This window comes from Alkalibacterium indicireducens, assembly GCF_039522005.1.
Classification (GTDB): domain Bacteria; phylum Bacillota; class Bacilli; order Lactobacillales; family Carnobacteriaceae_A; genus Alkalibacterium; species Alkalibacterium indicireducens.
The window spans coordinates 1-8,644 of the sequence record NZ_BAAADA010000029.1 but is presented as its reverse complement, the minus strand read 5'-3'; the positions used below and the strand labels follow the sequence as shown (position 1 = coordinate 8,644).

The 8,644-nt window shown below is 45.5% G+C and carries 7 protein-coding genes and 1 riboswitch; all 7 genes read right to left on the bottom strand.

The genetic code is table 11. From position 1 onward, the window contains the following. Nucleotides 1-25: 25 nt before the first annotated feature. Entirely contained in the window at nucleotides 26-1,657 is a 1,632-nt protein-coding gene (locus ABFX15_RS02115; RefSeq protein ID WP_346023881.1) for a Na+/H+ antiporter NhaC family protein, read from the bottom strand. Between the two features lie 77 nt (nucleotides 1,658-1,734). Continuing rightward, a riboswitch (Lysine riboswitch) is annotated at nucleotides 1,735-1,902 on the bottom strand. A 189-nt stretch (nucleotides 1,903-2,091) separates the two neighbouring features. Then, the gene (locus tag ABFX15_RS02110) at nucleotides 2,092-2,595 is read right to left on the bottom strand and encodes a nucleoside 2-deoxyribosyltransferase (protein WP_346023880.1); all 504 of its coding nucleotides are present in this window, start codon (nucleotides 2,593-2,595) and stop codon (nucleotides 2,092-2,094) included. Nucleotides 2,596-2,969: 374 nt separating this feature from the next. Then, nucleotides 2,970-3,755 carry an SDR family oxidoreductase gene (locus tag ABFX15_RS02105; protein WP_346023879.1) on the bottom strand — a complete coding sequence of 262 codons (786 nt, stop codon included), beginning with the start codon at nucleotides 3,753-3,755 and terminating at the stop codon, nucleotides 2,970-2,972. A gap of 132 nt (nucleotides 3,756-3,887) precedes the next feature. Beyond that, nucleotides 3,888-5,351: an aminomethyl-transferring glycine dehydrogenase subunit GcvPB gene (gene gcvPB, locus ABFX15_RS02100; protein WP_346023878.1), complete on the bottom strand. Its 1,464-nt coding sequence runs from the start codon at nucleotides 5,349-5,351 to the stop codon at nucleotides 3,888-3,890. 1 nt (nucleotide 5,352) lies between these two features. Further along, entirely contained in the window at nucleotides 5,353-6,708 is a 1,356-nt protein-coding gene (gene gcvPA, locus ABFX15_RS02095; RefSeq protein ID WP_346023877.1) for an aminomethyl-transferring glycine dehydrogenase subunit GcvPA, read from the bottom strand. An 83-nt stretch (nucleotides 6,709-6,791) separates the two neighbouring features. Beyond that, on the bottom strand, nucleotides 6,792-7,178 hold the full coding sequence (gene gcvH, locus ABFX15_RS02090) for a glycine cleavage system protein GcvH (RefSeq protein WP_091268565.1): 387 nt from the start codon (nucleotides 7,176-7,178) through the stop codon (nucleotides 6,792-6,794). Between the two features lie 33 nt (nucleotides 7,179-7,211). Then, a complete protein-coding gene (gene gcvT, locus ABFX15_RS02085) occupies nucleotides 7,212-8,324 on the bottom strand; it encodes a glycine cleavage system aminomethyltransferase GcvT (protein ID WP_346023876.1) in 1,113 nt (370 codons plus the stop codon). Nucleotides 8,325-8,644 lie beyond the last annotated feature (320 nt).

Below are 8,644 nucleotides of genomic sequence, written 5' to 3'. Positions count from 1 at the left end.
GTCCGAAGCCGATTCATCCCCCACTTTACACTTCGTAAGAAGTGGGGGTCTTCTCGGCTATTTTAGATAAAACGGAAATGACCGCTATGGCAATTGCATAAGGCAGCTGCGTGTTGACGTGGTCGAGCAGATTCGACCCTGCTCCCCTTGACGATAGAATGGTCGTATCTGAAATCGGTGAAGCGTGGTCCCCAAAGATTGCACCGGTCAGTACGGCTCCAGCTGACATAACGATGAAGTCGGCATTTCCAGGATCCATAGCAGTTGCCAGAGGAATAGCCAGCGGCATCAGGATACCCATTGTACCGTATGACGTCCCTGTCGCAAATGAAATGACAGCTCCCAGAAGGAAGATGACTGTCGGCAGCAGGAATGCTGGAAGTGTATCACTTAACAGCGACACAAGGTAGTCTGCAGTTCCGAGTTCACCCATCACGCCTGAAAGAGACCAAGCCAGTAATAATATGACACCAGTGATCATAAGGGTCTTCATTCCGGATACCCATATATCGATTCCTTTGCCAAAACTGAAATGACCTTTAATGACACCCATTACAAGGGCAATAATGCTGGCGATCAGTGCAGCCTGGAACAGGACGACAGATGCATCAGATGTACCAAATGTTTCTCTTAATGCAACAAATGAGAAAGGAGCATTCTGAACAGTCTGAATAAGTGCAGTGTTGTCTGAAGCTAGAATAGCCTGACGCCCGTCTGTGTAGAAACCGATAAAACTGAATAAAATCAGTGCACCGATTGGAACAAGCGCACTCCAGATCGATGGAGTACCTTTGGCTACAACTTCCAGTTCTTCTTCCTCACTCTCAAGCGTTGCTCCTTGAGCGATCAGTTGATGTGTATCTCGTGCACGTTCCTGAGCTTTTTTCATTGGACCGAACTCACGTAGAGTCATTGAGGTCAGAGCAACGAAAAAGAGCATCAGAATATTGTAGAAGCGGTATGGAATCGTCTGAAGGAAGACGCCATACGCATTTACTTCCTGACCGATCGACAGATACGCATCATTGATCAGTCCGACTTCATAGCCGATCCAGGTAGAAATAAGAGCGATCCCGGCAATTGGTGCGGCTGTTGCATCAATCAAGAATGCCAGACGTTCGCGGGAAATCTTCATTTTATCTGAAACAGGACGCATGATCGGTCCGACTATAAGCGCATTGGCGTAATCATCAAAGAAGATCAGTAGGCCCAGAGTCCATGTGATCAGCTGAGTACTGATCGGTCCTTTAGCCTTTTTAGCCAGAGCTTCGGCGATAGCTCGAGCGCCACCAGAACTGGTGATCAGAGCAATCAGCCCCCCAATAACCAGAACCTGCAGAATGATTCCCGCATTCCAGGGATCAGCCAATGAGTTCAGGATGTAATCAATGATATCCGTAAATCCGAAAATGATACCGGTCAAGATATTTGCTCCACCTGCATACTGAGCAATGATCGTTCCGGAAAACACACCCAGAAACAGTGACAGGACCACATTTTTTGTAAGGAAAGCCAAAGCGATAGCAACAAGAGGCGGAATCAGTGTGACTGCTCCAAGTTTTGAAGCCATGCTCCCTCCTGTTTCAGCTGCAGATACGGTGCTGGGGGTAAAACTGACCAGTCCGATTAATATAAACCATTGTAATTTTCTTTTCATGATATATCTCCATTTCTATTATTTATAAATAGAAAAAAGCACCCAGGAACACGCCCCTGAATGCTTGAAAAAACATTGACTAGGATAGTGCTCCACGTAAACGTGACAGTCATACGCCTGTTAAACGTATGCCCAGGAGAACCGGTTAACCACCTGATTCCCTTCGGCAAAGAACCCTTTCGTGACTGGTCAGCGGGTGTCCCCTCTCAGTCCTTACTCTTTTTCTTCGCGCCTCTATCTTTTCTATTTATACAACGCTTATTAGTCTACACGTTTCCAGCATGTTTTTCAACCGGATTTTTATTAATTCTGATGAGTCATGTCTCAGAAAACGTTTTATCATTGGTAAGACAGACCGGCAGCGGTCTGTCCACATTATTGAACACAAGATTAATCTTGCTTGATTTTCATTCTGGAGAACAGTCAGGTTGTTTTTAGACTGATTTCTGATCACTCGTCATCCATTCCTTCAGCATGTCGATCAGCTCGTCACTGCTTCTGACAATTTGCCCCCTTTGCTTGACCAGACCGACTGTGTAGAGATTGATATATGAAAATGGAGACTCGGCTATTTCATCCAGTGCCTCAATTTTCTCTTTATTGTTTCCTGCTCCTTGTCGAATATCAGTGTAAATCCCAATGATTGGTTTTTCCAGTGCATAGAAGTATCCGATCTCTGACGCGACTCCGGCATCGACTGTGACGCCGTCGAGTACAGCAACTAAGATGTCGGCTTTTTTCAAGTACGCATTGTCTCCATCGGCGATCTGGATGCTGCTGGCATAATTGCTCTTGTCATTGATCGCCGCGTTCTCCTGAGGCAGATAGACGTCAATATTCTCCTCAAATGCTTCTCTGATTTTATTGACGACGTATGTATTGTAGTGCTGCTCCATTTCAGTGAACAGTGGCGAGGCGAAATATAGGTGTTTGGTCATTTGACTAGTCCTTTCCTTTTTCGGCTGAATTTGTTTTAAGAAATGTGTTAAGACCTTGTACTGTGAAACAGGTCGGGTCCTCCAGCCTTTTTATAATTCCGTTTCACTCTAGTTTAACACAATTTTCCGACGTGAACTGCCTTATTCCTGTGCTTGAATCGAGTTCAGTAAGGAGATGAGCGGCTGAACTAAACCGTACTGGAATCGAGTCGAGTTCAGATAGGGATAACTCGTGTAAACTTTATTTTCATAGCCTATCAGTGGAGTTCAATCGATAAACCTATTCTGAACTAGAGCGTGTTTTCGGATTCTCAACATATAGAAAAGACCCGTCTTCATTAATGGAGAAACGGGTCTCTAGTCTATTTATCCTGCTAATACGACTTGCTCATTGCTCCATCGACAAGGATGGTCTGTCCTGAGACATAGGTGTTGACGCCAGAAACCAGGAAAGCTGCCATCTTGGCAAATTCTTCGGGTTTACCGTATCGGCCCGCTGGAATCTGGTTTTCAATCGACTGGTGAACGTCTTCTAGTGATCTCCCTTCGCGTTCTGCACGCTTGCTGTCCAGTTCGGTGAGACGATCTGTTTCAATGCGTCCCGCTCCAATGGTGTTGACCATGATGCCATCTCTGGCCAGCTCCTGAGATAAACTTTTAGACAAGCCCTGGACCCCCATTCTGAATACGTTAGACAGAAGCAGTCCGTCTATCGGCTGTTTCACTGAAGAAGAAGTATTATTCAGAATGTGTCCTCTGGTTTCTCTCAGATCCGGCAGAACTTCTCGAATCGTTCTGATGTAACTGTTCAAAGTCAGGTTAAAAGCCTTGTTCCATTCCGCATCATCCAGATCATTGAATGAACCTGCTGATGGGCCACCGGTATTGTTGACCAGGATATTGATTTTCCCGAATGTTTTTCGTGTCACTTCGACCAGATCCTTAATTGATGTGAGATCAGTCAGATCTGATAACATATAATCCACCTGACCTGTGGCTACCCGGTCGATTTCTTTTTTGGCTTCAATCAATTTATCCTTACTTCGACTCGTCAGCATGACATTGGCCCCTTCTTTGGCCAATTCCATTGCGACAGCTTTTCCAAGTCCCGTGCTTGACGCCAGGACTAATGCATTTTTCCCATTCAACTTTAAATCCATAAATATCCTCCCTGCAGAAAACAGGTTCTCTACCTTTCGAGTAAACAACCTGCTTTCAGTTTAATGTTCAGTTATCTTGAATGCTAATCGAGTTTGTCCGTCCTGTCAACTAATTGACCTTTATCAGACCGTTCAGTCTCTCTGATAAGTGACCACAGGTTTACGTGCGGCCGTTACTTCATCCAGACGTTTGACAGCTTTCGTGAACGGTGCTCCCGTCACAGTTTCCGGATTGTTTTCTGCATCTTCTGCTATTTCGATCATAGCATCAGCAAAAGCATCCAGCTGTTCTTTCGCCTCCGTTTCAGTTGGTTCGATCATCAGACATTCTTCAACAATCAGCGGGAAGTAGACAGTTGGTGCGTAGAAGCCGTAGTCCAGCAGACGTTTGGCAATATCAAGCGTACGTACCCCCAGTTTTTTCTGACGGACGCCGCTTAAGACGAACTCATGCTTACAGTGTGAACTGTATGGTGTGTCGTAATATGGTTCCAGACGGGCTTTCAGATAGTTCGCGTGCAGAACAGCATCCTCCGATACCTGCTGCAGGCCTTCTGCTCCCATGGAACGGATATACGAATACGCACGGACATTGACGCCGAAGTTACCGAAGTAGCCCTTCACTCGACCGATCGATTGTGGATGATCCGTTGTTACTTGATACCTGTCTCCTTCTTTTTCGATACGTGGAGACGGCATGAAGGCTTTCAGGTAGTCTTTCACGCCGATCGGTCCGGAACCAGGTCCGCCCCCACCGTGCGGGGTACTGAATGATTTATGCAGATTCAAGTGGACGACATCGAAGCCCATTTCACCCGGTGTTGATTTACCTAAAATAGCATTTGCATTTGCTCCGTCATAATAGAGCAGTCCGCCCGCTTCATGAACGATTTCAGCAATTTCAACGATGTCCACTTCAAACAGACCTAGCGTATTCGGATTCGTCAGCATCAGTCCGGCAGTATCCGGTCCGACCGCAGCTTTCAGTGCATCGATTCCGACACGTCCCTGCTCGTTTGATTTGATTTCCACGACGTCATAGCCGGCAACGACTGCACTCGCCGGATTTGTTCCGTGAGCTGAATCGGGAACCAGGATCTTACGGCGCTGTTCGCCTTCCCCATTTGCTTCATGATACGCTTTAAAAATGAGTAGGCCTGCCCACTCACCTTGAGCACCCGCAGCCGGCTGTAAGGAAATAGCATCCATCCCGGTGACTTCCTTGAGGTTCTCTTCCAGGCGATACATCAGTTCCAATGCCCCTTGAGCCGTTTGGGCTGGCTGGAACGGATGGATTTGAGCAAATCCGCTGTACCGTGCAATGTCTTCATTGACTTTCGGGTTGTACTTCATCGTACACGAGCCAAGCGGATAAAAGCCAGTCTCGATCCCGAAGTTCTTGTTAGATAAGCCTGTATAGTGACGCATGACTTGAAGCTCGGACAATTCAGGAAGTTCAGCTGCATCTTCTCTAATCAGATGCTCAGGTATAACGCCTGTAAGATCCGTTTTTTCAACAGAAGACTCCGGAAGACTGTAGCCTTTACGTCCCGGTCTGGAAATTTCGAATAGTAAATCGTTATAGACTGCAGTCATGTTATTTCCCCTCCCCTACTAAAAGTGATACGAGCTGGTCCATTTCTTCTTTCGTCCGTTTTTCCGTGACGCATAAGAGCATGGCATTCTCTTCGTTCAGTGCTTCAGACACATCGAACCCTCCGACGATTTGATGGTCAAGCAACTGGTCAGTGACCTCGTAGAATGGGCGGTCCAATTTGACAACAAATTCATTGAAGAAGTCATTGTCAGACAGAACAGTCAGTCCTTTATCAGTCAGCTCTTTTTTCACATAGTGGGCATGATTCAAGTTTTGCTGAGCCATTTCCTGCAGACCCACTTTACCTACTGCTGCAAGGAATACTGAGGTCCCAAGGGCTAACAGAGCCTGGTTCGAACTCATGTTGGATGTCGCTTTTTCACGGCGAATGTGCTGCTCCCTAGTCTGCAGCGTCATAACAAATCCTCGCTTGCCGTCTTTATCCGTTGTCTGACCAACGATACGGCTCGGTACTTTACGCATGTATTTTTTCTTCACTGCAAAGTATCCACAGTGCGGGCCGCCGAAGCTCATTGGAATACCGAATGGCTGAGTATCACCGACAACGATATCTGCACCCAGTTTTCCAGGTGCTTCAAGCAGAGCGAGAGCCAGTGGATTGGCCATGACGATAAGGATACCTTTTGTATCTTCAAGAAGTGATTTTATTTCTTTAAGGTCTTCAATCGTTCCGAAGAAGTTAGGGTATTGAATGATCACAGCAGCTGTATCCTCATCAATGGCTGACTTCAGTTCATCTATATCTGTGCGGGTACCGTTCAGACTGACTTCTTTCACTGAGTATTCCATGCCGTACGCATAAGTATGAATGACTTCTTTTGCCTGAGGATGCAGGGCTTTTGAATACAACACATTCTGTTTCTTCGTAGCTGAAGTAGCCAGGTTGCAGGCTTCGCCTAATGAAGTGAAGCCGTCGTATAAACTTGAGTTGGCTACGTCCATGCCTGTCAATTCACACATCATGGTCTGGAATTCAAACAGGGCCTGCAGTTCGCCTTGACTAGCTTCCGGCTGATACGGGGTATAAGCCGTCATGAATTCGGAACGCAGAAGCACATGATTGACGATGCTGGGACTATAGTGGTCATATACGCCTGCTCCTAAGAAATAGGCGTGACTTTCTGTTGTTGTATTTTTAGCTGCCAATTCTTTCATGTACTTGGTGAGTGCCTGTTCGCTCAAGGCATCTTCCAGATCAATCGCTTTATCTTTTGTTGCGCGAGTCGATTCAGGGATATCAGAAAATAGGTCTTTAATGGATGATACGCCGATCGTTTCAAGCATCTCCTTGCGGTCCTGATCGGTGGTCGGCAGATAACGGTGTTGGTTAGTCAAAAAATCCACTCCTTCATGTCTTTTGATGTCAAAAAAAGAGCAGAAAGAAGAGCGAATGAGATCCGTTCTTCTTCCTACAAGGGTTATAGTCCTGAAACGTACTCGTCGTATGCCGAAGCATCCATCAGTCCGGAAACATCGACTGGTTCAGATGACTGGATTTCAACAAGCCAGCCTTCTCCAAAGGGCGCTTCATTCAGTTTTTCAGGTTCATCTTCCAAGGCACTGTTGATTTTGGATACTGTGCCTTTTACGGGAGAATAAATTTCAGAGGTGGATTTCACTGACTCAACAGTCGCAAATTCATCCTCTGCTTCGAGTTCAGCGCTTAATTCCGGCAGTTCAACAAATACAATGTCGCCCAGCTGTTCTACAGCATAATCGGAAATCCCTACACGGACGTAGTCATCATTGATTAGTTCGATCCATTCGTGTTCTTCTGTGAAATATAGTCTAGCTTTGTCTGTCATCATTATTCCTTCTTTCAGATGTTATTTATCGCTTCAGTTCTTTAAAAAATTCTTCTTGATCAGTCTGGCTGGAATGCGTTTCTTACGGACTTGAATATAGACCGTGTCTCCCAGCTTGCCTTCAGATTTTCTCATTCTCAGGAAACCAATGCTCTTCCCAAGTGTCGGAGACTGGGTCCCTGATGTGACGACTCCTATTTCTTCGTCTGCTTCATTATATACCGGGTAGCCTTCTCTGGCTATTCCTCTTTCAAGCAGTTCAAATCCTCTGGACAAATAGACCGTTCCTTCTTCTTTCTGCTTTTCCAGGGCTGCTTGGCCGATAAATGGTTCCGGCTTATCCCATTTCACTGCAAAACTAAGCCCGGCTTCAAGAGGTGTAATGTCTTCAGACAAGTCCTGTCCGTAAAGCGGCATACCTGCTTCCAGACGAAGCGTATCTCTGGACCCGAGTCCACATTCAGCTAGATTATACTGTTTTCCTGCGTCCTTGAACGCCTGCCACAAGTCTTGAGTCTGGTTCCAGTTGACGTAACACTCGAACCCATCCTCACCTGTATAGCCTGTTCTGGAAACGAGCACGTCTGTAAATGTGCCGGCTTCAGCGATTTCCGTAAAGTGATAATTCTTCAGTTCTTTAATGTCATCCCCAAACACTTCAGCAACCACATGTGCCGCATCTGGGCCCTGAACAGCGATCAGTCCTGTTTCAAGAGATTTATCTTCAATCGTGACCGATCCGTCCTGATGCTTCAGCAGCCAGTCTCTGATTTTGTCTGTATTCGATGCATTCGGTGTCAGCAGATACGCTGATTCATTCTTTTTGAATATAATGATGTCGTCCAGGATGCCACCTGTTTCATTCGTGACCAGAGTATAGAGCGCCTGTCCATTTGAAATGGCCGCCAAATCGTTCGTTATCAATCTATTGAGCCAAGCTGTCGCCTGCTCTCCTTGAACCTCGATCTCTCCCATGTGAGATACATCGAACAGTCCTACACGCTCGCGAACAGCGTGGTGCTCTTCTATCAGTTTGGTAAACTGGATCGGAAGGGCCCATGACCCAAAATCCACCAGCTTTATTCCATTATCAGTATAGTAATCATATAAGGGTGTTCGTTTTAACTGACTTGCTTCTCCTGCCACTCTCATCCCTCCACTGCTTCTTCACTATTAAATACAAGTGATGTTCTCCTACATTCTAACATGATTTTATTCGTTATCAAACAGGTGAAATGACCATTATTAATAAAGAATGCGTTTACATTTTTATATAACGAACAATGCTCACTTTGATATATTTAATTGTTCGATTTTGTGTTTTGCTGAAATACGTGTTCATCAACAATTTACTTTTTATGTCCGTGCAAAGCTTATGTTATACTTATTATACTAGGTAGTGTAAAAAGTTTTATGAAAAACAAAAGAAAAATAAGAGAGAAATGATTTCTCACTATCATTAGTGG